Raw genomic sequence first — 25333 nt, forward strand, 5'->3', positions numbered from 1 at the left:
GGCACGGCATGCGTGCTACCATGCCCAAGTCGCCATGACCGCTCGTTCCGATCTGGAAAAGATTTTCGCCGTCGATGGCCCGCTCGCCCGGGCGATCAGAGACTACCGCCCGCGTCATCAGCAGATCGCGATGGCGCAGGCGGTGCGCGAGGCGATCATCGGCAACCGGCCACTCGTCGCCGAGGCCGGCACCGGCACCGGCAAGACCTTCGCCTATCTGGTGCCTGCGCTGCTTTCCGGTGGCAAGGTGATCATCTCGACCGGCACCAAGACGCTGCAGGATCAGTTGTTCAATCGCGACCTGCCGACGGTGCGCGAGGCGCTCGGTGTGCCGGCCACCATCGCGCTGTTGAAGGGCCGCGCCAACTACGTCTGTCCTTGGCATCTCGAGCGGGCTTTAGCCGCCGGCAAGCTCGCTTCGCGAGCCGAAGTGCTGCATCTAAATGCGATCGCGCGCTTCGCCAAAGTCACTGCCAGCGGCGACAAGGCCGAATGCAGCGAGGTGCCGGAGGATTCCGGGGCCTGGCAGCTTTGCACCTCGACGCGCGAGAACTGCCTGGGTCAGGAATGCGCCTATGTCAAGGAATGCTTCGTCATCAATGCGCGGCGCGAGGCCCTGACGGCCGATATCATCGTGGTGAATCACCATCTCTTCTTCGCCGATGTGATGCTCAAGGACGACGGCATGGGCGAGCTGCTACCGGCCGTCAACACCGTGATCTTCGACGAAGCCCACCAGCTGCCCGAGGTGGCGGGTCTATTTTTCGGCGCGAGTGTCGGCACGGGGCAGATCCTCGATCTGGCGCGGGATGCAAAGCTCGAGGGCATCGCCGCGGCGAAGGATTATCCGCCCTTGCAGGAAGCAGCGCAGGCGCTGGAAAAGGCGGCCAAGGATCTGCGCTTGGCGTTCAAGCATGAAGGCCGTCTCGCGGTTGCGCAATGGCTGCAACATCCCGATGCCATCGCGGCGCTTGCGCATCTGCAACAGAGGCTCGATGAACTGGGCCGTCATCTCGAAGCCCAGGCGGGGCGCTCGGAAGGGTTGGCCAATTGCCTGCGCCGCTGCCAGGAGCTGACCCAGTCGTTGCAAGCCTGGCAGGCGGCGAAAGTCTCTGCTTCCGGGACGGCACCGGCTGATATGGAGGGAGGGGGAGGGCAGGCTGCCGTGCGCTGGGTCGAAGTGACGGCCTATGGCGCCACGTTCAATCTCACGCCCTTGTCGGTCGCGCCGTTCTTCAAAAGGCAGCTCGAAGGCCATCCGCGCGCCTGGATCTTTACTTCGGCGACCCTGGCGGTGGGCGAGGATTTCTCGCACTTTTGCAGCGCGTTGGGTCTGACCCAAGCCCAGACCGGCTGCTGGGGCAGCCCGTTCGATTATCCATCGCACGCCCTGCTGTATTGTCCGACCGGCATGCCCGACCCGAACCATCCGGATTACAGCGAAGCGGTGGTCGAAGCCTGCTGGCCGGTCATCCGCGCCGCGCAGGGCCGCGCCTTCGTGCTGTGCACCTCTTTGCGCGCGATGCGGCGCATCCACGAGCTGTTGGCGCTGCGCATCGAAAACGCCGCGCTCGATCTGCCGCTCCTATTGCAGGGGCAACGCCCGAAAGCCGAGCTGCTCGATGCCTTCCGGCGGCTGGGCAATGCGGTGCTGGTGGCCAGTCAGAGCTTCTGGGAAGGCGTCGATGTGCCGGGCGAAGCGCTGTCGCTGGTGATCATCGACAAGCTGCCCTTCGCGCCGCCCGACGATCCGGTGCTCGCGGCACGCATCGACAGCTGCAAGCGTCAGGGCCGCAACGCCTTCTTCGAGGTGCAGCTGCCGCGCGCGGTGATCAGCATGAAGCAGGGCGCCGGGCGGCTGATCCGCTCGGAAACCGACCGCGGCGTGTTGATGGTCTGCGACCCGCGGTTGGTCGAAAAGCCCTATGGCCGGCGCATCTGGCAGAGCCTGCCGCCGATGCGGCGCACGCGCGAGCTCGGTGAGGTCGAGGCGTTTTTCGGAAATCTGGAGAACTGAGATGGCATGGATCCTCTTGCTGCTGGCCGGCCTGTGCGAGGTGGCCTGGGCGATCGGGCTCAAATACACCGATGGCTTCACGCGTCCCGTGCCCTCGCTGCTGACGCTGATGGCGATGGTGGCCAGTGTCGTGCTGCTCGGACTGGCGATGAGGGTGCTGCCGGTCGGTACCGCCTATGCAATATGGGTAGGCATCGGCGCGCTCGGCACGGCGATCCTCGGCATCGTGCTGTTCGCCGAGCCGGCGAGCGCCGGGCGGCTCTTGAGCCTCGCGCTCATCGTCGCCGGGATCGTCGGCCTCAAGCTCGCCACACCACACTGAATCGGAATACACTCGGCGCCATGAAACTTTCCGACCTCCCTGTCGAGCTCTTGGCGGCGCGCCCGCACCTCTTTTCGCCTGCGCTCGTTTTCGTGCCCAGGGCGGACATGGCACGGATGCGCGAAATCATCGCCGCGGTCGAGGAGGTAGTGGCGCTGAAACTCGGCGCTGACGGTACGGCACCTTCCGCCAGCGGCGTGTTCATGGGCTACGATTTTCATCTCACGCCCGAAGGGCCGAAGCTGATCGAGATCAACACCAATGCCGGCGGCGGGCTGCTTGCGGCGCTGCAGGCCGAACGCGACGATGTGCTCGAAGACTATCTGGAAATGTTTCGCGCCGAATGCGCGCCACGCGAGCTCAACATGGTCGCGATCGTCGATGAGGCGCCCGAGCAGCAATACCTCTACCCGGAGCTGGTCGGCTTTCGCCGGCTGTTCGAAGCGCACGGCATCCGCGCGGTGATTTGCGCGCCGGATGAGCTGATGATCTGCCACGGCGGGTTGTGGTATTCCGACGGCGTGACCGAGACGCGCATCGATCTGGTCTATAACCGGCTGACCGATTTCACGCTCGATATGCCCGCTGCGGTCGCCCTGCGGCTTGCCTGGCTGCATGAGGACACCGTGGTGACGCCGAATCCACGGCTCCATGCCCTGTATGCGGACAAGAAGAACCTCGTCGCGCTCACCGATCCGGCGCAACTGGCCGCGTGGGGCGTGGCGGAAGGAACGCGGCGCATATTGCTGAACGGCATTCCGCGCACGGAGGCGGTGACGGTCGCCCATGCCGAAGATTTTTGGCGCCGCCGCCGCGGGCTGTTTTTCAAACCGGCCTGTGGTTTCGGCTCACGCGGCGCCTATCGCGGCGACAAGGTGACAAAGCGGGTTTTTGCCGAGATCCTCGCCGACGATTACGTCGCCCAGGCTTATGCGCCGCCATCGACCGTGAAGGTCGAGGTCGCTGGTCAGATGACCGAGCTCAAGGCAGATATCCGCAACTACGTGTATCGTGGCAGAGTGCAACTGGTCGCCGCCCGGCTGTATCAGGGCCAGACGACGAACTTCCGTACCCCGGGCGGCGGTTTCGCAAAGGTGGTCGAAGCATGAAGGTATTCGGTTTCGCAGGCTATTCCGGTTCCGGCAAGACGACGCTGATCGAGAAGCTCATCCCGCGCTTCACCGCGCGCGGCCTGACTGTTTCGCTGATCAAGCACACCCATCACGATTTCGACGTCGACCAGCCCGGCAAAGATTCCTGGCGCCATCGCCAGGCCGGCGCGCATGAGGTGCTGCTCACCTGCGACAGGCGCTGGGTGTTGATGCACGAACTGCGTGGTGCGCCAGAGCCCGCCCTCGATGAGCAGCTCGCGATCCTTTCGCCTTGCGATCTCGTCCTGGTCGAGGGTTTCAAACAGACGCCGATCTCGAAGCTCGAAGTGCATCGTCCTGCCCACGGCCGGCCGCCGTTGTGGCCGGAGAACAACAGCATCGTCGCGGTGGCGACCGATGCCCGGATCGATTGCCCGCTGCCCGTGCTCGATCTGAACGACCCCGACGCGATCGCCCGTTTCATCCTCGATTTCCTGGAACGCCCATGCTGAGTTACGAACAAGCCCTCGAACACTTGCTCGCCGCGGCCACGCCCGTCACGGAAGCCCGCCGGCTGCCGCTGGCCGCGCTGCGCGGCCGCTTTCTGGCCGAAGCGCTCGTCTCGAACGTGACCGTGCCGCCGCTCGACAATTCCGCGATGGATGGCTACGCGCTGCGCTGTGCCGATGTACCCGAACCCGGTGTCGTGTTACCGGTTTCCCAACGCATCCCGGCCGGAAGCGTGGGTACGCCGCTCATGCCCGGCACGGCGGCGCGCATCTTCACCGGCGCGCCGGTGCCGCCCGGCGCCGATGCGGTGGTGATGCAGGAGCTGTGCGAACACGCCCCGGATGGCAAGGTGATCGTCAATCAGGTGCCCACACCCGGCCAGAACATCCGCCGTGCCGGCGAGGACATCGCCGCAGGCAGCGTGATCCTGCCGGCGGGCACGCGCCTGGGCCCCGCCGAAATCGGGCTGGCCGCCTCGGTCGGTGCGGCCGAGCTGCCAGTGCGACGGCGGCTGCGCGTCGCACTGCTGTCGACCGGCGACGAGCTCACCGAGCCCGGCCAGCCGCTGCCCGCCGGCGGCATCTACAACTCGAACCGCCACTTCCTGCGCGCGCTGTTCGAAACCTTCGGCTGTGCCGTCACCGATGCCGGCCACGTGCCCGATACGCTGGAGGCCACACGCGCGGCACTGCGCGAAGCCGCCGCAGCACACGATCTGATCGTCACCTCGGGTGGCGTCTCGGTCGGCGAGGAGGATCACGTCAAACCCGCCGTCGAGGCGGAAGGCGCGTTGTCGCTGTGGAAGATCGCCATCAAGCCGGGCAAGCCGCTCGCGTTCGGCCATGTGCGCAAAGTCGGCGCCGAGGGAACGGCAGAGTCCACCGCCTTCATCGGTCTGCCGGGCAATCCAGTGTCCTGCTTCGTGACCTTTCTGCTCTTCTTGCGCCCCTATCTGCTCAAGCGCATGGGCGCCGCGGTCGTCGTGCCGGTCGCGCGCGAGCTCGTTTCCGCCTCCGCCTGGACGAAACCCGAAGACCGGCGCAGCTTCCTGCGGGCGCGGATCGCTGCCGATGGCCGCGTCGAGTTGTATCCTAATCAAAGTTCCGGCGTGCTGACTTCCTGCGTCTGGGCCGACGGCCTGGTCGACACCCCAGCCCAGCAGACCTTCGCGCCGGGCGACACGGTGCGTTTTCTCGCTTTCTCCGACTTGTTGTGATGCGATGACTCTCAAAGTACTTTATTTCGCCAGCTTGAGCGAAGCGATCGGCCTTGCTGCCGAAACCATCGACCTGCCACCCGGTGGCACGACCGTCGGCGCGCTGCGCCAGACCCTCGGCGCACGCCATCCAGCGCTGTTGACCACGAAGAACCTGCGCGCTGCGGTCAACCGACAGATGTGCGGCTGGGAAGCGCCTGTCGAGGATGGCGACGAAGTGGCCTTTTTCCCACCCGTGACGGGAGGCTGAGATGTCCGAAGTCAGCGTCCAGCAAGCCGATTTCGACGTCGGTTCTGAAATCGCGGCATTGTCGGCCGACGACCCGGAAGCCGGCGCGGTGGCGAGCTTCGTCGGCCTCGTGCGCGCCGACAAGCTCTGTGCGCCGGAAGTCGGCGCTGGCGGCACGGCACAGGTCGCCGCGATGACCCTCGAATACTATCCGGGCATGACCGAAGCCGCGCTCGCCGAGATCGTCGCCCAGGCCAAGGCCCGCTGGCAGCTGAAGCGGGTACGGGTGATCCATCGCGTCGGCCGGCTGCTGCCTTCTGAGCACATCGTCTTCGTGGGTGTGAGCTCGTCGCATCGCCACGACGCCTTCGCTGCCTGCGAATTCATCATGGATTACCTGAAGACCCGCGCGCCGTTCTGGAAAAAGGAAGAAACCCCGGCCGGCAGCCGCTGGGTCGATGCGCGCGAGAGCGACGATCGGGCCGCCGCCCGTTGGGAAGGGAAGGAGACGTAGGCTATTTCGCGGCTTTGGCCATCCCGGCCACGCTCGCCGTGGTGGCCTGGGCGATCTGCTCGAAGGCGCTGTTCGCGCTCGCCATCGCCTGCTGCATCATCTCGAGCAGGTTCGGTGATTGGCCCGGCAGCGTCTTCAGGAAACCCTGGAAGGCATCGGCCATCTCCTGACTGCCGGAGGCGAGTTGCTCGGTGAGGAGCCGGGCGAAGGCGGCACGCGACTCGTTACCGATCTCGGCCACCTGCTGCGCGACGGCCATCATCTTGCGCGTGGTCTCCTGCGCGTATTCGGCGCGCAGCCGCATCACCTCCTGCGCGTCCTTCGCGGCGGCCAGCGCGCGTGCGTTGGCGACGCCATCGTCGAACAGCTCGCGCGCCAGCTCGTTTTGCAGTGCCAACACGCGCTGCGAATTCTCGATCGACAACTGCGCCAGATGCATCGCCGCTTCCATGTTCCTGCGGTTGAGTTCGCTGAATTGCTCGTTCGTGCCGGCCATGATTCCGCTCCCTTTCCGTTCTGTTCAACCCAGATTGTCCATTGGAACGCGAGCGGGTATCAAAAGCGAGGGCGAGCAGGTTTGCGTCCCCGCGACGAGCCAATAACCCTGTCTGGCGATACGCGGGGGCGCAAAGATGCCGCCCGCAGCCCGAAAACCGCCGCGTAGGGCAATGAAATGATCGTATCGAATGCTCATGGCGAATCAGCCCGCTCTCAATGGACAATCTGGGTTCAAAGACCTCCGCATCGGCAGCCTAGCATGTCCGGCTGACGGCAATCTGACCGAAATCAAAAACTTGCGAGATTCACCCGGCGAGCCCCATCCTGCCATGCGCGAAGATGCGTGCATCCATCGTTGCCAGCGGGGTGCGGATGAGCGGGCGGAAATCCATCCGGGCGAGGATGTCGCGCTCGAGATCGATCCCCGGCGCGATCTCGGTCAGTTCCAACCCTTCCGGCCCGAGCCGGAACACGCAGCGCTCGGTGATGTAAAGCACCTCCTGACCGCGCCGCAGGGCCTGTTGGCCACTGAAGGTGCGATGCTCGACCTGCGGCACGAACTTCTTTTCGCGGCCTTCTTTGACGATGCGCAGGCGACCGTCCGCGACGGCGATTTCCAGCCCACCGGCGGTGAAGGTGCCGACGAAGACGACTTTGCGCGCAGTCTGCGAGATATTGATGAAGCCGCCGGCGCCATTGAGCCGCGGGCCGAACTTGCTGACGTTCAGATTGCCCTCGCGATCGACCTGGGCGAGCCCCAGAAAGGCGATGTCGAGTCCCCCGCCGTCGTAGAAATCGAACTGGCAGGGCTGATCGATGATCGCCTGGGTGTTGGTCGCCGCGCCGAAGTTGAGGCCGCCGGCGGGAATGCCGCCGATCACGCCCGGCTCGGCGGTCAAGGTCATCCGGTCGTTGATGCGCTCCTCGGCGGCGACGGCCGCCACGCCCTCCGGCATGCCGATGCCCAGATTCACCACCGCGCCGGGGCTTAGCTCCAACGCTGCGCGCCGGGCGATGATCTTGCGCTCCGACATCGGCAGGGGCGGAATGCTCGACAACGGCACCTTGAGCTCGCCCGAGAATGCCGGGCTGTATTGCTCGATGAAGGTCTGCATGTGGTATTCGGGCTTTTCGGCGACGACCACGCAATCGACGAGGATGCCCGGAATCTTGACGTGGCGCGGATTCAGCGAGCCGCGTGCGGCGACGCGCTCGACCTGGCAAATGACGATGCCGCCGCAGTTGTGCGCCGCCATTGCGATTGCCTGCGCCTCCAAGGTCAGTGCTTCCTTTTCCATCGTCACGTTGCCTTCCTCATCCGCAGTCGTGCCGCGGATCAGCGCCACGTCGATCGGAAAGGCCCGATAGAACAGATACTCCTCGCCATCGATCTCCATCAGCCGCACCAGCTCGCGGGTAGTCTTGTCGTTGAGCTTGCCGCCGCCGAAGCGCGGGTCGACGAAGGTGCCCAGACCGATGCGCGTCAATGTGCCCGGCTTGCCGGCGGCGATGTCGCGGAACAGATGCGAGATCACCCCTTGCGGCAGATTCCAGGCCTCGATGCGGTTGCCGACGGCGAGCTCCTGCATGCGTGGCGCCAGGCCCCAATGGCCGCCGATCACGCGCGCGACGAGGCCGTCATGGCCGAGGTGGTTCAAGCCACGCGCCTTGCCGTCGCCCTGACCGGCGGCATAGACCAGCCCGATGCCACGCGGCGCGCTTTCTTCCAGATAGCGCTCTTCGAGTGCGACGGCGAGGTTTTCCGGAAAGCCGATGCCGACGAAGCCGCCGGTGGCGATCATGTCGCCATCGCGGATCAGGCCGACGGCTTCGCGCGCGCTCACCACCTTGCCGCTCTTGCGGGCATGCAGGGCTGCCAGTTCGGGGTGTCTCGTTCTGACGGTCATGGATCCTCCCTCTGCCGTGATTATGCGCCGGCGGCTCACCCGCGCTCATTTCCTGATGAGGATCACGCCCGGAAGATTTTCGAAGTGGGTATCGCAGGTGAGCAAGTCCACCCCTGATTCGCGGGCGGTCGCATACACCACGGCATCGGCCGTCGCCAGTTTGTATTGGCGATGCAGGTCGGCGGCCTGGAGCGCGAGGCGCGTGTCGAGCGCCACGACGATGCATTTTTGCGTGTAGGCGATCATCTGGTCGGCGGCTTCTTCGCCAACCTCCCTGACGAGCCATTTCGCCAGTTCCAGTTGCACGATGGTGGGCACGATGCATTGCGTCCGGTCGGGAATTTCCTGCGCCAGGCGGTCGCGCAACGGGCTGCCTACCAGCCATTCGATCCAGACCGAAGTGTCGATGACCCGCATCAGAAGCGGTCTTGCCGGTCGCGGTAGCCTTCGGTGTTGGCGCCTTGCGCCAGACCGGCGAGCTGCTCCAGTTCGGGCACCGGCATGAGCAGCACGCCTTTGCCCTTGGGAATGAAGACGAACTCCTGTCCGGCCTCCCAGTGCAGATCGTCACGGATGGCCTTGGGGACGGAGATTTGATATTTGCTGGATAAGGTGGCGGTCGCGGCCATGGCTTTACTCTTTACCTTGTGTTGATCGATCACAGATTGGTAAAAGTATAGCAAGCCCGCCTGCCGGCTGAAAACCGCCGACAAATCCCTAAAAAAATAACCTGCCCGCTCATGCGCTTCGCTGCACGCCGCGCGAGCGGCAGAACGCGACGAACGCCGCCTCATCCAGCGGCCGGGCGATGAAATAGCCCTGTGCGATGTCGCAGCCCATCGTGGCGAGCGCATCCCAGTCGCCTTGCGTCTCCACGCCTTCGGCCACGGCCTTGAGCTTGAGACCATGCGCGAGCGCGAGGCTCGCCTCGACGATCACGTGCGCGGTCGGATGCTCGCCGCAGCCGGTGACGAAGCCCTGATCGATCTTCAGTTCCGTGAACGGCACCCGCGCCAGTTGCGCGAGGCTGGCAAAGCCGGTGCCGTAATCGTCGATCGACAGGCCAAAACCCTTCATGCGCAGCCGGGTGAGGTTCTCCAGCGCCGGCGCCAGCGCCGTCATCGCCGCGGTCTCGGTCACTTCCAGCACCATCTGCTCCGGCTCCAGGCCGCAGCCGGTGACGGTCGCAAGCACCCGGTCGGCCAGCGTCACGTCGTCGAGGCAGGCAGTGGAGAGGTTTACCGACAGTACAAGCTCCAGCCCGGCCTCCTTGAAGCGCCGCGCCGCATGGGCGGTCTGCTCCAGCATCGCGAAGGTCAGCGCATCGATCTTGCCGGCCTGCTCGAGCGTGAGGATGAAGCCGTAGGGCGAGACGATGCCTTTTTCCCGATGTCGCCAGCGCGCCAAGGCTTCCGCGCCCACCACGGCGCCGGTCTTCATGTCCACTTTGGGCTGGAAGAAGGGCACGAATTCGCCATTGGCGATGCCGGCCTCGATCTCGGCCAGTGCGAAACTCGGTGCTGGCGGCGCGGCACGGCGCGGCCGCGGCTGTTCGCGCACCGCCAAGAGTTGCGCCAGATGCACGCGCGTGACCGGCTTTTCCAGCACGCCCAACAGGCGCACGCCGTAGGCATCGGCCATCTTCGCCACCGAGCCCAACAGCGCCGGGTCCAGCGCGCTGGCGATGATCACCGGCACGTCGGGCAGCCGCTCGCCCAGATGACGGATGAAGGCCATGCCGTCCATCTCAGGCATGTCGAGATCGCAGATCACCAGCTCGGGCGCATGGCCGGCGTCCAGCAGTTCCAGCGCCGCCTGGCCGTTGGCCGCTTCGAGCACGTTTTGCGCGCCCAACGCGGTGAGCAGCCGGGCGAGGATACGGCGCTGGAAGTCGTGGTCTTCGACGATCAGGATGGAAGAGAGGCGGTTCATGGCGCAATCTCCGGCGGCATGGGCGGCGGCAGCGCCTCCCGCAGCTTGCTCAGCACCGCTGCGCGCTGGCCGGGTTTGACGATGAAGCCGGCCACGCCGTGTTGCGCCGCGGCACGCACCGTTTCGGCGTCGGCATGGCCGGTGATGACCAGATAGGGAATGCCAGCGAGCGCCGGCACGCGCTTGGCCGCCGCGATCAGTTCCAGACCGCCGATGCCCGGCATCTCCACATCGACCAGCACGGCGTCGGGCTTGAGGCGCGGCAGCGCCACCAGCGCGCCCTGCGGATCGGTAAAGGCGCGCACTTCGTAGCCGGCGGATTCCAGCATCGAGGCGAGCACTTTCAGATAGACCGGATCGTCATCGACGACCACCAGCCGCTGCGGCTGCTGCGCCAGCCAGGCAGCCGCCTGACTCAGTTGTGGCGCCACTGCGGCGGCGGTGTTGCGTGCCTCGGCCGAGCTGGCCACCAGTCGCCGTTCGGCCGGCGAGCAGGCCGCCTCGATCACTGGATGCAGTTCCGGTGCGGCCGCGACCAGCCGCTGGCGTGCGGCGGCCAGATCGGCGGCCACCGCTTCACTGGCTTGCGCCTGCCGCGTCAACGCGCCGTGCAGCGCTGAAGCGCCTGTTTGTGCAGCGGCGAGTTGCCGGCGCGCGGCCGCCGCCTGATCCTCGCCGCGCCGTGCGCCGGTCAGATGGCGGATGCTGATGGCCAGCCGGTGCGGATCGTAGAGCGGCCGGAACACCACATAATCGTCGAACACGCCGCGCCTGACCAGATCGTAGGCCAGGTCCGCGTCCTGCCCCCTGCAGAGCAGGATCGACGGATGATCGCCGCCGGCAAAACCGGGTGCAGTGCGAAAGAGCTCCAGAAACGCGCGCTCGGCCAGCGCGAGGTCGACATGGGCGAACAGCAAGAGCGCCGGTGGCGCCTGCGCATAGCGTTTGGCGGCCCTCGCCCCATCCGTGAAGGCTTCGATGCGGAATCCACTGCCCTCGGCCAGCGCGCGTACTTCCTCGATCGCATCGGCATCGGCGAACAGCCAGGCGAGCGAGGCGGTCATTCGTGCGCTCCTTGCAGCCGGGCCACCAGCCGCGCCCAGGCCTCATCGAGTTGGTGATAGCCGCGCGCGGCCGCTTCCCAGTCGATGTTGTTGCCGGCGGCTTCGAGCGCGGCGAGCAAGGCGGCCAGTTCCTGCGCGCCGATCGCGCGGGCGGAGGACTTGAGCTTGTGGGCGGCGCGGGCGAGATCGCGCGCCGCGCGTCTTTCGTAGGCCGCGCGAATCTCGGCGAGCGGCGCATCGGCATGGACAAAGAAGCTGTCGATCAGCTCGTGCTGCAACTTTTGTGAATCGCCCACCATGTCGGCGAGCACCGCCGGGTCGAACACCGGCGGCGCATCGGGATTGGCCGGCTCCGCCGCCGGCGGGGCGGCAAGCCCCGCGCTGGCTTCCAGCTCGGCCAGGTCCGCCTCGATCTCGCGCAGCCGCTCGGCGGCTTGGGCGAGGTCATGACGGCGGGCGGCTTCCTCGGCGCGCGCGGCACGCGCGGCCAGGCGCAGCGCGCCGACCATCTTCGCCGCGCCTTTGATGCGGTGGGCTTCGCGCGTGGCGGCCGCCGCATCGTCACGCGCGAGCGCCGCTTCCAGCTCGGCGAGATCGCGGCGGGTTTGGTTGACGAAATCGGCGAGGATCAGCCGTTCCTCCTCGGCGCCTTCGGCGAGTTGACCGAGTACCGCGCGGTCGAGCACCATGCCAGGATCGATGGGGATGGGCGCGCCGTTGTCGGCGGCGAACGGCAGCCAGCGCGCCAGCACCGTGCGCAGCGTGACCAGTTCTGTGGGCTTCACCAGCACGTCGTCCATGCCGGCAGCGCGGCAGCGGGCCACTTCTTCGCCCATCGCGGCGGCGGTCCAGGCGATGATCGGTGTCGGTTTGCGGCCTTCCTGGCGCTCGATCTCACGCACCGCCTGCGCGAGCTCGAACCCGTCCATCACCGGCATGTGCACGTCGGTCACGATCAGGCAGTAGTCGCCGTGTTTCCATTTCGCCAGCGCCTGGTTGCCGTTCTCGGCCAGTTCCACCGGCAGGCCCAGCAGCGCCAGCTGGCGCGCGATCAGCGCGCGGTTGGTGGGATGGTCGTCGGCCACCAGCACCGGCCGTCCGCCGCCGTCGAGCTGGCGCAAGGCCACGCTGGCGGTGGCGGGCGGGGGCGGCGCAGTCTCGGCCACCGGGAGGGTCAAGGTGACGAAAAAGGAGCTGCCGCGCGCCGGTGCCGATTCGACGCCGATCTCGCCGCCCATCAATTCGGCGAGCCGCTTGCAGATCGCCAGCCCCAGGCCGGTGCCGCCATAGCGCCGCGCCACGGTGTGGTCGGCCTGGCTGTAGCGCTCGAACAGCTGTTTCTGCACTTCGGGCGCGATGCCGATGCCGGTATCGCGCACCGAGAGCTTGAGCGTGACCTGGCCGTCCTGCTGGCCCAGCCAGTCGGCGCGCAGCTCGACATAACCTTCGGCGGTGAATTTGAGCGCGTTGGAGACGAAGTTCTGCAGAATCTGGCGCACGCGCAGGCCGTCCATCACCAGCGCGCGCGGCAGGCGCGGATCGACGAAACTCATCAGCGAGATGCCCTTGGCGCTGGCCGTGGCCAGATGGGCGTCGCGCACGCCATCGATCAGCGCCGGCAGGTCTTCGGGCTCGGGCGAGAGCGTGAGCCGGCCGGCCCCGATCTTCGAGTAGTCGAGGATGTCGTCGATGATGCGCGAGAGCGCCTTGCCCGATTCGCGCGCGATCGCCAGCTGGTGGCGTTCCTCGTCCGGCAGCGGGGAGAGCGAAAGGAGCTCCAGCATGCCCAAGAGACCCGTGAGCGGCGTGCGGATCTCGTGGCTCATCGTGGCCAGAAAGTCCTGGCGCTGGACGAGCAGTTCTTCCAATTGGCGGGTGCGCTCGACGACGCGCTGCTCCAGCTCGGCGTTGAGCCGGCGCAGGGCTTCCTCGGCTTCCTTCTGTGCGGTGATGTCGCGCACCGTGCCGTGGGCGGCGAGGAATTTGCCGTTTTCGTCGAAGAGGAGTTCCGCCCGCTCCTCGACCCACTGCGTCACGCCATCGACCACGATGCGATGTTCGATGCAATAGGGCGCACCCTTCAGGGCCGCCTGCCAGGCGGCATCGACCAGGCCGCGGTCTTCCGGATGCACGCAGGCGAGGAAGCGTGGATAGTCGAGGGGCGTTCCTTCGGGCAAACCGAATATCCTGAAAGTTTGCGGCGACCAGAAGAGATGGCCGCTGGGGCCATCCAGATGCCAGCTGCCGATCTTGGCGACTGCCTGAGCGCGCAGCAGATCGTCCCGGCTCATTTGCAAATTCGCTTCGGCACTCTGCCAGCGCAGCAACAGCAACCTGGCCGCGAGAGCGAGCAGCAGCGTGAGCACGACGCCCGCCGCACCCACTGCGATGGGGAACCAGCGGTCCTGCACCGCTGGTTCCCAGTTGGGCAGCGCAGTGACCACCAGCGTCCATTCGGCGTCGGCGACCTTGATCGGCAACCGCGCCTGCAAGGGTAGATGCTGGGCGGCATGGGGCGCATCTTCTTCTGCGTGGGTGTCGAAGACCGGCGGGATCGCGCCGCCGAGCGGCGCCGTTGCCGGCCGGTCGTAGAGCTCCAGATCCAGCCCGGCATCGCTCGACGCGGCGATGGTCTGGATCAGCCGGTCGGGGCGGAAGATCAGCGCCACGGTGCCGGGAAGGATTTCCTCGGATTTGCCCGGCAGACGCGCCATCAGCGAGTAGTGCGGCGCTTGCGGGTATTCGTTGGCGAGCCGCTCGCTCAGCGCGAGCTCTGCCCTGGCTTCGAGCTGGGCGATGGCCTTGCGCCGCGGGCCTGGCAAGAGATCGAGGCCGAGGGCGGCCGGATTGAACGGATAGACATATTCCACCAGCAGGTATTCCGCGCGTTCGCCGGCCGGCTTGGGCGCAGGCTGGAAAGGCTTCTCGCCCACCTCGGCCAGCGAGGCCGCCACCTGCCGCTGCCAGCCAGGAAGCTCTTGCGCGCGCAGATGGCGCGCGTAGCGGTATTCGACCGCCGCCGGAAAGCGCTCGGCGAGGTCGAGGCGAGCGACATAGGCGCGGAAATCGCGCCGGGTCACCTCATCCGAGGTGACGAACAAGCCGGCCAGACCGCGCAGCGTTTCTTCCTGCAATGCGAACTGCTGCTGCATCCGCGCGGCGAGCTGGCCGGCCTCGTGGCGCAATTCCTCGTCGAGCGTTTCCTCGACCCAGGCCTGCGCGCGCAGGAACAGCACGACGGTGGCGGCCAGCCCCACGATCAGGACCAGCAGGGGCAAGAAGAGTTGCTGCTTCAGGAAACGTGCGCTCGCCATGACATGTGAAACCCTCGACGAAACCATCCTCTATGGTTGTGTATGAGCCGGGACTATAGCTCATAGCCGCGCTCCATGAACAGGCGCAAACAGGCTTCGACCACGGCCGGATCAAAGAAGCGGCCCTTGTTCCGGGTCACCTCCTGCAAGGCCGGGAACACGCCGAAGCCCGGACGGTAAGGGCGGTGCGTGGCCATCGCTTCGACGACGTCGGCCACCGCGAGGATGCGTGCTTCGAGGAGGATCTCCTCGCCCTTCAGACCGCGCGGGTAGCCCGAGCCGTCCAGCCGCTCGTGGTGCTGATGGACGATCTCCGCCACCGGCCAGGGAAAGTCGATGACCTTGAGGATTTCCCAGCCCGACAGCGGATGGGTGCGGATGATCGCGAATTCGGCGTCCGACAGCTTGGCCGGACTGGCCAGTATCTCGGCCGGCACGCGCACCTTGCCGATATCGTGCACGATGCCGGCCATGCGCAGCCCATCCACCTGCTCCCCGGGCAATCCCATCTCGGTGGCAATGGCTGCCGCCAGCTGGGCCACGCGGCGCTGATGGCCGGCGGTGTAAGGGTCGCGCATTTCCACCGTGGCGGCGATCGCGGCGACCGCATGGTCGAGGCTGTGGTCGAGCTTTTCCAGGATGCCCAGGCGCTCGGCGCGACCGCGCAGATTGGTGATGCCGTAGGCGAGATCGCCGACCAGCTCCGTCAGCAGGTCTATGACGTCCTCGGCAAAGCAATCGGCCCGTTCGCTGCCGACCCAGAGCACACCCAGCCGATCGCCGTTCGCGGCGAACGGCAGCGCGGCGGAAGCCGCGACCCCCAGTCGCGTCATGGTTTCGATGAGGAGCGGATCGTTCTCGTCCTCCAGCCGCCGGAGGTCGGGACGACCCTGACCGAGGATGTCCCGTTCGATCGACTCCGCGCGCTGTGCGCCCACTTCGGCGACGAGGCGCGCTTCTTCCACGTTCAGTCCCGCCCAGCCGGCCGGCACCACGTGTCCGGCGCGCGGGCCGAGCATTGCGCAGGCAGACTTGAATTCGCCGTGCTCGACCAGCACGCGGCACATCTCGCCGGAAAGCGCCAGCTCGTCCTCGGCGCGCACCAGCACCTGGTTGCAGCGGCTGATGGTGCGGTAGAGGCGCTGGATGCGTGCCACATGGTCTTCGGCCTGCCGTTGCGCGGTGATGTCGCGCAACACATGCAGCGAATACTGCGCAGTGCCTTGCGCGTCGCGCAGCTCGAAGCCGCGCGAGAGAAAGCGGCGTTCTCCGGCGGTGAATTCCTCGCTGCTTTCGGGACGTCCGCCTTCGTGCGTCGCGCGACAACCGGGCAGGGGCCCGTCGCCACGCGGAAAAACCTCCCAGTAGAACTTGCCGACGGCCTCCGCCGGCGTCATCCCCGCCGCCTTGAAATAGGCGTGGTTGGCGAACCGCACCCGGTAATCGGGGTCATGCAAGAAGATCGGATCCTCGATCGCATCACACATCCTGTGCCAGATGTCGGGACTCATGGGGATGCCTTCCAGAGGGCCGGCAAGGGCGGGTTGGTTTTCTTGTTGGCTAGCTGAGGACATGCGCGCCTCTCTTTCGGTGATGGTGCTCGATCGCAACCCTCGTTCGAAAATGGCATCGGTCAAGATGCAAACCTGGTCGCGATAACGAGCATTTTTTGACAATGATCGATCTGTTGCGGTTCCTGCCGCGGCCGCTTGAAATGCGTTCGCATATCCCAATGTTACGCGTAGTGCCATTTTTGGAGACGAGCCATGCGCTTCGACAAATTCACCACCAAGTTCCAACAAGCGATCAGTGATGCCCAGAGCATCGCGATCGGCCACGACAACCAGATCATCGAGCCGCAGCATCTGTTGCTGGCCTTGCTCAACCAGGAGGACGGCTCGACCAGCTCGCTGCTGTCGCGCGCCGGCGTCAATGTCGGCGGACTCAGGAAGGCGCTCGATGCGGCGATCGACCGTCTGCCGCAGGTGCAGGGCCACGGCGGCGAGGTGACGATCGGCCGCGATCTTTCCAACCTGCTCAATCTCACCGATCGCGAGGCGCAAAAGGCCGGCGACCAGTTCATCGCCTCGGAGATGTTCTTGCTCGCGCTCTTCGAGGACAAGGGCGAGACGGGGCGTTTGTTCAAACAACACGGCGCGGAGCGCCGCGCGCTCGAAGAGGCGATCCGTGCCATTCGTGGAGGACAGACCGTGAACAATCCGGAAGCCGAAGGCAGCCGCGAGGCGCTCAAGAAATACACGCTGGATCTGACCGAGCGCGCCCGCGCCGGCAAGCTCGATCCGGTGATCGGCCGCGACGACGAGATTCGGCGCGTGATCCAGATCCTGCAACGCCGCACCAAGAACAACCCGGTGCTGATCGGCGAGCCCGGCGTGGGCAAGACGGCGATCGTCGAGGGGCTGGCGCAGCGCATCGTCAATGGCGAGGTGCCGGAGACCTTACGCGACAAGAAGGTGCTGTCGCTCGACATGGCGGCCTTGCTGGCCGGCGCGAAATACCGCGGCGAGTTCGAGGAGCGCCTGAAAGCGGTGCTGAAGGAGATCGCCCAGGAAGAGGGGCGCATCATCCTGTTCATCGACGAGATCCACACGATGGTCGGCGCCGGCAAGGCGGAGGGCGCGATCGATGCCGGCAACATGTTGAAGCCCGCGCTGGCCAGAGGCGAGCTGCACTGCATCGGCGCGACGACCTTGGACGAATACCGCAAATACATCGAGAAGGATGCGGCCCTCGAGCGCCGCTTCCAGAAGGTGCTGGTCGAGGAGCCCTCGGTCGAGGCGACGATCGCGATCCTGCGGGGGCTTCAGGAGAAATACGAAATCCACCACGGCGTCGAGATCACCGACCCGGCGATCGTCGCCGCGGCGGAGCTCTCCCACCGCTACATCACCGACCGCTTTCTGCCGGACAAGGCGATCGATTTGATCGACGAGGCGGCGGCGCGCATCAAGATGGAGATCGACTCGAAGCCCGAGGCGATGGACAAGCTCGACCGGCGGCTGATTCAGCTCAAGATCGAGCGCGAGGCGGTGAAGAAGGAGAAGGATGAGGCTTCGCAGAAACGGCTGGCGCTGATCGAAGAAGAGATCAAGAAGCTCGAGAAGGAATATTCCGACCTCGAAGAGATCTGGAAGGCCGAAAAGGCGCAGGTGCAGGGCACCCAGCACATCAAGGAAGAGATCGATCGCATCCGGGGAGAGATCGCCGACCTGCAACGCAAGGGTCAATACGACAAGCTCGCCGAGCTGCAATACGGCAAGCTGCCGCAGCTGGAAGCGCAATTGAAGGCCGCGGAAAAACTCGGCGCTGCCGAGACGGCACCGCGGAAGCTTTTGCGCACCCAGGTCGGTGCCGAGGAGATCGCCGAGGTCGTCTCGCGCGCGACCGGCATTCCGGTGGCCAAGATGATGCAGGGCGAGCGCGACAAGCTCTTGCACATGGAAGAGAAGCTGCACGAGCGCGTCGTCGGCCAGGACGAGGCGGTGCGGCTGGTTTCCGACGCGATCCGCCGCTCACGCGCGGGACTCTCGGAAGAAAGCCGGCCGTATGGTTCCTTCCTGTTCCTCGGGCCCACCGGTGTCGGCAAGACGGAGCTTAGCAAGGCGCTGGCCGAATTCCTGTTCGATTCCGAGGAGCACCTGATCCGCATCGACATGAGCGAGTTCATGGAAAAGCACTCGGTCGCGCGGCTCATTGGCGCGCCGCCCGGTTATGTCGGCTATGAGGAGGGTGGCTATCTGACCGAGCAGGTGCGCAGGAAGCCTTACAGCGTGATCCTCTTCGACGAGGTCGAGAAGGCGCATCCGGACGTGTTCAACGTGCTGCTGCAGGTGCTCGACGATGGCCGCATGACCGACGGCCAGGGCCGCACCGTCGACTTCAAGAACACGGTGATCGTGATGACCTCGAACCTGGGCAGCCAGATGATCCAGCAGATGGCCGGCGACGACTATCAGGTGATCAAGCTCGCCGTGATGGCCGAGGTGAAGACCCATTTCCGTCCCGAATTCGTCAACCGCATCGACGAGATCGTCGTCTTCCATCCGCTGGATGAGAAGCACATCGCCGGCATCGCGAAGATCCAGCTCGGTTATCTCGAAAAGCGCCTGGCGCGGCTGGAGATGAGCCTCGAAGTGACCGACGCGGCGCTCAAGGAGCTGGCCAAGGCCGGCTTCGATCCGGTGTTCGGCGCGCGGCCCTTGAAGCGCGCGATCCAGGAGCGCATCGAGAATCCGCTCGCCAAGCTGATCCTCGAAGGCAAGTTCGCCGCCAAGGATCGCATCCGCGTCGATGCGCACAACGGTCAGCTGACGTTCGGCAAGGCCTGATCGCATAGCGCTGCGTGCCGATGGCAGGCGACGAGATGGTCATTGACCAGACCCGTCGCCTGCATCAGCATTGCCTCGAGCGGTGATTCAGAATGGCTTGGTGAATTCGAGCCCGCCGTATGGCGTCGAGGAGGTTCCGCTGCCGGTGCGGATGCCTGCCTTGATGATGGTCATGACGTTGCGGTCGAGTGGAACGACGAAGAGTCCGCCGATTTGCGTTGCTTGATAATCGGGATCGCCATGCAGGATCATCTCGGCGCCGACGCGGCGTGAGGCGTAGAGAGATTTGAATACGCGCCCGCGCAGCCAGTAGGCATTGCTGCCAAAGGTGTAGCTGGATGCCAGATTCGCGGTCAAAGTCGGCGCGAGTTGGGTTTCACCCTCCAATTGGAGGAAGGGTTTGATTTTCCCGCCGCGGCTGGCATTTTCCGGATCATCCGGAGACAATGAGGTCTGTTGATATCCGGCACCGAGATAACCGGCCCACCAGCCTCGTTCTCCGGCGTTTTGATAGCCGGCCGCCGCGGAGGCTCGCCAGTATCGCGCATCGATCTGCGTGCCGGATTTTTCATATCGATAGGTGCCGGCATCGAGCCATGTCCGATAGGCGAGCCCGCTACCGAGCGAAGCGCTCGCGGATTGAATGCCCCCCAAATAGAGGTAACTATTGTGGTTGGCGATCTCGAAGCCAGCCAATCCCAACCCCTGCTGCGCGCCGGCCCAGGATGAGAAGAACAGGCAAACGGCCGGCACGAGGCGCACGAATCGGTTATGGAAAGATAGGGGCTGCATCAGTCAACATGGCTCACGGCCACGGGGCTCACTTGATAAAGATACATCGGGGAGAGCGGGCTTTGTAGCGCTCTTTCCTCTCCTGCCTGCACGACGAAATCGCCGGCTTGCCGCCGGGTGAAAAAGCGACCGTCGATCATCGCTCCTTTGGGGAGGGCTCTGAAAACCAAAACGGCTTCGGGGCGACGATCATTGGTCATCGTGACCAGTCCTACCTCATGCGGATTTTTTTCGCCAGCAATTCTATAAAGCATAGCCGCCCAGTTCTTGGGCATGAATTGCGAAGAAGAGGGGAGAAGACCCATTTTTTGGGCGATCCATTCGCTTGGGGTCGGGATGCGCTCGGTCAGCGACAGCAATTGCCATTGCAGATCCGAGCCATACAGGAAGAGTTTCAACTGGTCTCGGTAGAGCCAGTCCTGCACGACGAAGCGACAACCGATGGCTTTGACGAACCGCTCTTCCTCGTCGCCGGCCTCGATTTGAGCGGTGACTTCGCCGATGAATGGAATTCTTCCCGCCGGGAGGAAGATGATGCCACGCACCAAGTCGCCGACTTGCGGTGGCTCGATGAATGCGCCATACAGCTTGCAACCGTTCGAGGAAATGTTGTCGACCGTCATGTAGCGTGACGTCCCATCCGCCAGTGTGACGAGTGCGGGCAATGGAATCGGAAAACGATATTCCTTGCGGCGAAATTGCGATTGACGCAAGGAAAACAGCACGATCCCCAATGCCAGCGACAGGTTGACGGCGGCCCAGATGACGTTCGCGACGACACCGGAGATGGGAAGATGCCGCCAATAAAGGAACAGGGCTATCCCAACCGGGATGGCCGTGGCATTGAACACGAGGATGACGATCTGCGGCATCAGCAACCGTAGCGACTCCTGGCGCGGCGGAATTTCCTTGGGCGTGACGATGAAGGAGAGCCGTTTCCTGAACAGTCCCAAGGTGGCCCAGGCGAATCCCGCGAAGCGGCCCATGTTGTACTGTTCGATATACAGCGTATTGCCGAAGCCCCGCCCGACTTCTTCGAACACCCAGAAATTCAACAAATAGTAGGGGAGGAAATGCCAGAGGAACTCCGCGCCGAGCGCATTGATCGGCATCGTGCCGGTGAAGAGGACGATGACCGGGGCAATGTAAAAAATCGCCTTCTGCCAGCCGTCGAAATAGGTCGCCATCGAGGCGAAGTAGTTGATCCGCTGGGCGAGCGTCAAGCCGCGCGCGAAGACGACGCCCTCTTGTCGCCAAACCTGCATCGCGCCCTGCCCCCAGCGGATGCGCTGTTTCAGGAAAGGCATGACGCCGTTGGGCGCAAGGCCGAATGCGAGAGATTCAGGGTGATAAACGGATTGGTAACCCGCTTTGTGCATGCGGATCGAGGTGTGCAAATCCTCGGTCACCGACCCGGTGGCAAAACCGCCGATGGCGTCCAGCGCCGAGCGCCGGATGACCGCGCAGCTGCCACAAAAGAACGCAGCATTCCAGTAGTCTTTGCCCCGCTGGATGACGCGAAAGAACAGCGATTGCTCGGTCCACACCAGCTTGCGATTGGGCGACCAGCGATGCTGATAGGAGTCCAGATTGAAGAAGTCTTGCGGCGTTTGAACGAAGGCGACTTTTTCGTCCCGGAAATAGCCGAGAGTCCTGGTCAGGAAAGATTTGTGCGGGGCATGGTCGCAATCGAAAATGGCGATGAAATCCGCTTTGCTGTGACGCAAGGCATTGTTCAAATTCCCGGCCTTCGCATCCGTGTTCTCTTGCCGGGCGAGATAGCGGATGCCGAATTCCTTGGCCAAGGCCGCCATTTCAGGGCGGTTGCCATCGTCGAGCAGCCAGGTCTCGTGCGGGTAATCCATGTGGGTGGCGGCAATGAGCGTATTGCGCACCAGTTCCACCGACTCGTTGTAGGTGGGAATGAAGACATCGACCTTGAGTCCGGCGGGTGGCGGAGGCGCAACGCGTATGCGCAGCCGCCAGGTCATGAACAGATGCAGTAGGGCTGTGAGTGTCCCATAGAGCTCGGCACCATAGAGCAGGAGGGAAAATCCCAAGGCCTGCTCGTTGAAGGTGCCGAGCCGCCAGGTCAGATACCAGATGCTGACGCCGACGAATGTTAGGGCGATCAGCGACGCAAATCCGCCCAGGCTTTCGTATTCGATTCGTTCCGTGCTCGGCCCTGTTGAGCTTTCCGAGTCGGAACGGTGGCGAGCGCTCGTTCTTTCGTCTTTTTCTTCTAAGGAACGTTCGTCCGAATTCATCGATGAGGCAAGGTCTTGGGTTTGGTAAGACTAACAATGACGGTTTCCCCGATGCGCCCGGGCCGGGCCGCCCACAGAAAAGTCAAGGCGATCAAGAGCAGGGCCAAAACCGAGGGCTCGGGAATCGTATGCAAGGTGACTCTGACATTGTCGAGACCCCATGATTCATCGAGGTAATCCGGTGTCATACCTTGCAGCCCCTCTCCAAAAAATGTCAGGATCAGACTGTCTGCCGTATGAGAAAAATCGAAGGTCAATCGATAGACGGCATCCATGACTTCCTCGGCGGTCTTGTTCGCATCCACATCCCAATATCCGAATTTATAACCCAAGGAATATCTCTCGACAGCACCGGTCATCGGGCTGCAAGGGGAAACGCCGCCCGGACAATAGGACTGGCCTGCAGGGTGGCCATTGCTGAAAGATTCGCGGAACAGCAGTGACGAGTCGGCACGCACACCGAATTGGTCGCGGCCGTAATCGCTGGCTTCGCCATCCCAAGAACGCAGCAGGTAAAGATCGAAACTCAAGGTGACGGCATCATGGGATGGCAGGCCGGAGAGCGAAAGCGTCGTTCCTGCATTGGAAAATTCGCCGAGGAAACGCCTCCAGCCGCCGTAATCAGGGTTGGGGGCACTCTGGATCGTTCCTGCCGACCAACCGGGCACACTCGCACCGATGTCCCATTGGAAGTCATGGAGATAGAAAGGCGTGGCAGCGGCTTTGGTCGCAACAACCAGTAAAGAAAGGAAAATGAGCTTATTCCAATATCCTAGAGATTTCATTTGCCTTACTCCAAAAAAGTTTGCGCTAATAGATAAAGCAAAAGCCATGCCAATTCATTTAGAGGGTCAGATGTTCGTATAACCGTTTCTTTTCTGTCGAATTGGGGCGAGTTAACAGGCCGTTGAGAAACGTCACGAGGATGGCCAGATGCATGGTGTTTGGTGCGCAGCCACCGACATATATCAAGCATGACGATTTCGACAACTCCTGTCGAAATTTAGACAGTTCGGTGGTCGGGATGGACAGGGCAAGAGACGAGGTGGTCATTGACCAGACCCGTCGCCTGCATCAGCGCATAGACGATCGTCGGGCCGACGAAGCGAAAACCCCGCTGAGAAAGCGCCTTCGACAGCGCTTGGGCGGTTGGCGTGAAGACCGGCACTTCGTCGGCAGTGCGCCAGCGGTTGATGACCGGCTTGCCTTCGACATGCTGCCAGAGCAGGCTTGCCAAGCTGCCGCCGGCTTCATGGAGTGCCAGCGTCGCGCGCGCATTGCCGATCGCCGCGTCGATTTTCAGACGGTTCCTGACGATGCCGGGATCGGCGAGCAGCCGGGCGACGTCACGATCCCCATAGCGGGCGATTTTTCCGGGGTCGAAGCCAGAGAAGGCGCGACGGAAGTTTTCGCGTTTCCTCAGGATCGTGAGCCAAGACAGACCCGCCTGCATGCCTTCGAGGATCAGGAATTCGAACAGCCGCCGCTCGTCGCGACAGGGCACGCCCCACTCGGTGTCATGATAGGTGATATAGAGCGGATCGGTGCCGCACCAGGGGCAGCGGATTACCGCAGACTCACCAGTAACGCACTCGCCCGGTATCGACATGGACGAACTGCTCGCGCGGGTAGTAGCCGACGCCGCCTTGCCTGAGTCCGATGGCTGCCTCGCGTAGATCGCCGAGTGGCACGCCGGGCAGACGGATGTCGATCGCCTTGCCGTCCATGTGCAGGCTGTGGCGGGCGACACCACCGCCGCGTGTGGCTTTCAGTTTTGCGTTGGTTTCCGGACAGCGATAGCCGGAAATGACATGGAAGGGCTCGCTGCAGGTGAGCTCGCGTTGCAGATGGAACAGCAGGTCGAAGAGCTGCGGGTCGATTGAACCGACTGCGCCGGTGTAGTGGTCGCGCAAGAAATGATTCAGCGCGGTCAACGCGCCGGGCAGATAGCGGTCATCGACCGCATAGACCACCGAGAGATGCTCGCCGGTGTGCGTGTGACGGAACGCGAGGCTGCGGGCGTTGGGCAGCGAGGCGAGTGCACGGCTGGCGAAGGGGAGCATCGCGCCGCCGATCACTAGACGGGCGGAGGTGCGCAAGAAACCACGGCGTGGAGGAATGCGCTGATTCATAAAATCATTTTAACCCGTCCAACTCGTAGATGTCCGGGAAGAACGAGACCTTTTCCGGGCCGTCGGCAACAGCGGTCAAGTAGGTGATGATCACCGGCACGGGTTCCGGTAGCCTCACGATGCGCGTCTGACCGGATTGCATCGCTGCGAGGATGCCTTCCTTGGGCCAGGCCGGATCGTCGTTCAGGACGAAGCGGACCAGGGCAACCGGGTCTTCGACCCGGATGCAGCCGTGGCTGAAATCGCGCCGCGCCTTCGCGAACAGGCGCAGCGCCGGCGTGTAATGCATGTAGATGTTGTCACGGTTCGGAAATACGAATTTGACCCCGCCCAATGCGTTTTTCGGGCCAGGCCGTTGTCGCAATTGCAGCCGGCCTTGCAACACGGCGTCGAGGCTTTCTTCCGTCAGTGCGGCAGAGGTTTCCCGCCGACCGTCGTGGAATTCGAAACCTTCCGCAGTGAAATAGCCAGGGTCGCGGCGCAGCAGTGGCACCAGTTCCTTGCGTGCGATCGAGGGCGGCACGTTCCAGTAGGGGCTGAATTCGAGGTAGCGCATTTCCTCGACGAACAGTGGCGTGGGCGTGTGGTTGTGCGCGCTGCCGACGATGATCCTGATGCGCAGCTTCTCTTCGTCGCCGGCGTAGGCGCGCAGGACGAATTCCGGCACATTGACGAGCAGATGGCGGGAGGCGAAGGGCAGCTGCCGCAGGCGATCGAGATTGAGTTCGATCTGTTTCAGCCGCGTCGCCGGCGGAATGTTCAGCGCCGCGAGGGTGTGCTTGCCGATCACACCGTCCGCCTCCAGGCCGTGACGGCGCTGGAATGCCTTGACGGCATCGATGAGCTCGCCTTCGTAGCGGGCGGGCGGCGGTGTGGCGGGCGAGAGGTCTCCGAGAGCGGTGAGCCTCCGCGCCAATAGCGGCAGGCCTGCCCAGGGTTTCCCGGGTTCCAGTTTGCGGGCACCCAAGGGTGGCAGCGGCTCGCTCCAGGCGGCCTGGATGGCCGGATCGGCGGCCAGTTGTCGGTAATGCGCCAGGGCGGTTTCGAGCCCGCCCTGCAGCGGATGCGCCAAGGCCAGGGTTTGCAACAGCAGTCCGGCCAGCCACACCAGCAGCCGAGCGGCCATGCGAAGTCGGCGCTGGCGGGAAAAAGAGCGTCCCGCCGGGCGCCGTCTCGCCT

Annotated in this window: 22 protein-coding genes; 8 read left to right on the plus strand and 14 right to left on the minus strand. The window is 64.3% G+C overall.

Annotated features, from left to right (window positions below; translation table 11 throughout):
- The first annotated feature begins 34 nt into the window (after positions 1-34).
- From yoaA to moaE, 7 genes are read left to right on the plus strand one after another with little or no spacing between them, the layout of a single operon-like run.
- The gene (gene yoaA, locus EL335_RS06220) at positions 35-2017 is read left to right on the plus strand and encodes a DNA repair helicase YoaA (protein WP_126445128.1); all 1983 of its coding nucleotides are present in this window, start codon (positions 35-37) and stop codon (positions 2015-2017) included.
- 1 nt (position 2018) lies between these two features.
- Positions 2019-2339, plus strand: a complete 321-nt coding sequence (sugE, locus tag EL335_RS06225; RefSeq protein ID WP_126445130.1) for a quaternary ammonium compound efflux SMR transporter SugE — start codon at positions 2019-2021, stop codon at positions 2337-2339.
- Between the two features lie 20 nt (positions 2340-2359).
- The gene (locus tag EL335_RS06230; RefSeq protein ID WP_126445132.1) at positions 2360-3448 is read left to right on the plus strand and encodes a hypothetical protein; all 1089 of its coding nucleotides are present in this window, start codon (positions 2360-2362) and stop codon (positions 3446-3448) included.
- A complete protein-coding gene (gene mobB, locus EL335_RS06235) occupies positions 3445-3942 on the plus strand; it encodes a molybdopterin-guanine dinucleotide biosynthesis protein B (RefSeq protein ID WP_126445134.1) in 498 nt (165 codons plus the stop codon). Before EL335_RS06230 ends, mobB begins: the two co-directional genes overlap by 4 nt.
- Positions 3936-5156, plus strand: coding sequence for a molybdopterin molybdotransferase MoeA (locus EL335_RS06240; protein ID WP_126445136.1), 1221 nt, complete (start codon positions 3936-3938; stop codon positions 5154-5156). Before mobB ends, EL335_RS06240 begins: the two co-directional genes overlap by 7 nt.
- A gap of 4 nt (positions 5157-5160) precedes the next feature.
- A complete protein-coding gene (moaD, locus tag EL335_RS06245; protein WP_126445138.1) occupies positions 5161-5406 on the plus strand; it encodes a molybdopterin converting factor subunit 1 in 246 nt (81 codons plus the stop codon).
- Position 5407: 1 nt separating this feature from the next.
- Positions 5408-5899 (plus strand): molybdopterin synthase catalytic subunit MoaE, encoded by a 492-nt coding sequence (gene moaE, locus EL335_RS06250; RefSeq protein WP_126445140.1) that lies wholly within the window; start codon positions 5408-5410, stop codon positions 5897-5899.
- 1 nt (position 5900) lies between these two features.
- Here moaE and EL335_RS06255 read toward each other — a convergent pair whose 3' ends face one another.
- The 8 genes from EL335_RS06255 to EL335_RS06290 form a co-directional block, all read right to left on the minus strand.
- Positions 5901-6395 (minus strand): phasin family protein, encoded by a 495-nt coding sequence (locus EL335_RS06255; protein WP_126445142.1) that lies wholly within the window; start codon positions 6393-6395, stop codon positions 5901-5903.
- Positions 6396-6702: 307 nt separating this feature from the next.
- Positions 6703-8304, minus strand: a complete 1602-nt coding sequence (locus EL335_RS06260; RefSeq protein WP_126445144.1) for an acyl CoA:acetate/3-ketoacid CoA transferase — start codon at positions 8302-8304, stop codon at positions 6703-6705.
- Positions 8305-8349: 45 nt separating this feature from the next.
- Complete coding sequence (locus EL335_RS06265) at positions 8350-8721, minus strand: type II toxin-antitoxin system VapC family toxin (RefSeq protein WP_126445146.1); 372 nt, start codon at positions 8719-8721, stop codon at positions 8350-8352.
- A complete protein-coding gene (locus tag EL335_RS06270) occupies positions 8721-8933 on the minus strand; it encodes an AbrB/MazE/SpoVT family DNA-binding domain-containing protein (RefSeq protein WP_126445148.1) in 213 nt (70 codons plus the stop codon). Before EL335_RS06270 ends, EL335_RS06265 begins: the two co-directional genes overlap by 1 nt.
- Positions 8934-9042: 109 nt before the next feature.
- The gene (locus tag EL335_RS06275) at positions 9043-10236 is read right to left on the minus strand and encodes an EAL domain-containing response regulator (protein WP_126445150.1); all 1194 of its coding nucleotides are present in this window, start codon (positions 10234-10236) and stop codon (positions 9043-9045) included.
- Positions 10233-11300: a response regulator gene (locus tag EL335_RS06280; protein ID WP_126445152.1), complete on the minus strand. Its 1068-nt coding sequence runs from the start codon at positions 11298-11300 to the stop codon at positions 10233-10235. The genes EL335_RS06275 and EL335_RS06280 overlap by 4 nt, the downstream gene beginning before the upstream one ends.
- Positions 11297-14614, minus strand: coding sequence for an ATP-binding protein (locus tag EL335_RS06285; protein WP_126445154.1), 3318 nt, complete (start codon positions 14612-14614; stop codon positions 11297-11299). The genes EL335_RS06280 and EL335_RS06285 overlap by 4 nt, the downstream gene beginning before the upstream one ends.
- 53 nt (positions 14615-14667) lie before the next feature.
- Positions 14668-16125, minus strand: coding sequence for an HD domain-containing phosphohydrolase (locus EL335_RS06290; RefSeq protein ID WP_172600044.1), 1458 nt, complete (start codon positions 16123-16125; stop codon positions 14668-14670).
- 255 nt (positions 16126-16380) lie between these two features.
- On the opposite strand from EL335_RS06290, the gene clpB reads away from it, so the two are divergent.
- Positions 16381-18963 carry an ATP-dependent chaperone ClpB gene (gene clpB / locus EL335_RS06295; protein WP_126445158.1) on the plus strand — a complete coding sequence of 861 codons (2583 nt, stop codon included), beginning with the start codon at positions 16381-16383 and terminating at the stop codon, positions 18961-18963.
- Between the two features lie 87 nt (positions 18964-19050).
- Here the strand turns inward: clpB and bcsS are convergent, their stop codons facing one another.
- The 6 genes from bcsS to EL335_RS06325 form a co-directional block, all read right to left on the minus strand.
- Entirely contained in the window at positions 19051-19755 is a 705-nt protein-coding gene (gene bcsS / locus EL335_RS06300) for a cellulose biosynthesis protein BcsS (RefSeq protein WP_126445160.1), read from the minus strand.
- Positions 19755-22022, minus strand: coding sequence for a glycosyltransferase (locus EL335_RS06305; protein WP_126445162.1), 2268 nt, complete (start codon positions 22020-22022; stop codon positions 19755-19757). Before EL335_RS06305 ends, bcsS begins: the two co-directional genes overlap by 1 nt.
- On the minus strand, positions 22019-22855 hold the full coding sequence (locus tag EL335_RS06310; RefSeq protein WP_126445164.1) for a hypothetical protein: 837 nt from the start codon (positions 22853-22855) through the stop codon (positions 22019-22021). The genes EL335_RS06305 and EL335_RS06310 overlap by 4 nt, the downstream gene beginning before the upstream one ends.
- 170 nt (positions 22856-23025) lie before the next feature.
- Positions 23026-23631 (minus strand): DNA-3-methyladenine glycosylase I, encoded by a 606-nt coding sequence (locus EL335_RS06315; RefSeq protein ID WP_126445166.1) that lies wholly within the window; start codon positions 23629-23631, stop codon positions 23026-23028.
- A complete protein-coding gene (mepK, locus tag EL335_RS06320) occupies positions 23600-24154 on the minus strand; it encodes a peptidoglycan L,D-endopeptidase MepK (RefSeq protein ID WP_126445168.1) in 555 nt (184 codons plus the stop codon). The genes EL335_RS06315 and mepK overlap by 32 nt, the downstream gene beginning before the upstream one ends.
- Before the next feature lie 4 nt (positions 24155-24158).
- Positions 24159-25280, minus strand: coding sequence for a L,D-transpeptidase family protein (locus EL335_RS06325; protein ID WP_284155475.1), 1122 nt, complete (start codon positions 25278-25280; stop codon positions 24159-24161).
- Positions 25281-25333 lie beyond the last annotated feature (53 nt).

Source organism: Sulfuricystis multivorans (assembly GCF_003966565.1).
GTDB classification, from domain to species: domain Bacteria; phylum Pseudomonadota; class Gammaproteobacteria; order Burkholderiales; family Rhodocyclaceae; genus Sulfuricystis; species Sulfuricystis multivorans.